General features: G+C 39.4%; 1 protein-coding gene. It reads right to left on the reverse strand.

Annotation, left to right across the window (positions count from 1 at the left end):
- Positions 1 to 157: 157 nt before the first annotated feature.
- A complete protein-coding gene (locus F6K38_RS41915; protein WP_008185322.1) occupies positions 158 to 901 on the reverse strand; it encodes a glycosyltransferase family A protein in 744 nt (247 codons plus the stop codon).
- Between the last annotated feature and the right edge of the window lie 526 nt (positions 902 to 1,427).

A 1,427-nucleotide genomic window follows, 5' to 3' on the forward strand; every position in this document is an offset into this window, starting at 1 on the left:
TGAGATTTAAGGTTGTGGTCTCAGATGGCGTTTTCCCTTTCTTTGATGACTTAGATTTTGACCGACCTTTGACCATGGCAGAACCATCCCATTGTCTATCGATGTTATTATTTCTTAATTTGGCATGATAAATTTGAAATTGGTGTTTGCGCGATGGTCAAGCCAGCTTGTACAAGCCAAATTCATCACAAATTGATTTGCTCAACGCCTTTCGATTGAAGATGTTAAAGGATAATCTTTCTTCATTTGCTGATAGATTCTCACCAGTACCAAGGATATAAACACTACCGGAAAAGGGTAATGGTTTTAGAGGGGTTCCCTTGTTGGCTAGAATACTTTTAACTTTCCCATGATCAATATAAAACTTGTAGTAGCCATAACCGCGATTGTATTCAGGTTTCTCAGGTAACTCTAGTAAATCCCATCTAAGAATGTTCGCTGTACCCGACATTCGATAGAATTGTTTTCGTTTTAAATACAAACAATCTTCTCCATCTCGATACTTATAACCTCTATTAATAAACCAGCCATTTTCCTGAGGATTTTGCCTAACCAATTCCGCTAACTGTTTGCTAACACAATCATCGGCATCGACATTCATAACATGAGTTGGGTCAAATCGACGAGCATAAGTTAATCCTGTCAAAAGCTTACGTCCTTTATCTGTATTTCCTCTAACCCTCTGGCTTGGCTCTTTGGGAGTAGGATAATCAACCTGAAGATAAATGATATGGGGATGACTGAATGTAATCTGTGGCTTTTCATTACAAACAACGATTACTCTAAATTCCGATGATGTTTGATTACATACTGATTTGACACAGCGTTCAAATAATTTAGATACATGTTCCCAAGATTTGGAAAGCTTTCGACTCTTGAGTGGAATTACGAAAACTAGCATGATTAACCTTTATTGATAGAAAAACAAGGTAAAAAACTCCCATTAATTTGCGGTGCGACCCGTGGCGAATTTAATTCGCCAACGGAAAGCGCACCGGGACTAATTGAGCAAAAGTAACGGGAGTTTTAATGTTATGGTGAGGTGGCCATGGCGTTATTGGAACCTTGAAAGTAATCAAGCATTTCGTCAGCTATAACTATCACGAAAATGCTGGCAATAGTTTTCTATGCACCCCTATTAAGTATTAAGTTCAGGGTTTTTAACCCTTTTTCCTGATGCTTTCCACCGATCTGGTTTGTGACCGTAGATAGGCACGGAGTTTTCCTCAAGAGAGACTCACATCAGGGTTGATGATTTACCGTCAACCATAAACCGTCAACCATAAACCGTCAACCATAAACCGTCAACCATAAACCGTCAACCATAAACCGTCAACCATAAACCGTCAACCATAAACCGTCAACCATAAACCGTCAACCATAAACCGTCAACCATAAACCGTCAACACAACCCGATCACTGAAACG

The organism is Moorena sp. SIO3B2 (genome assembly GCF_010692525.1).
In the GTDB taxonomy this organism is placed as follows: domain Bacteria; phylum Cyanobacteriota; class Cyanobacteriia; order Cyanobacteriales; family Coleofasciculaceae; genus Moorena; species Moorena producens.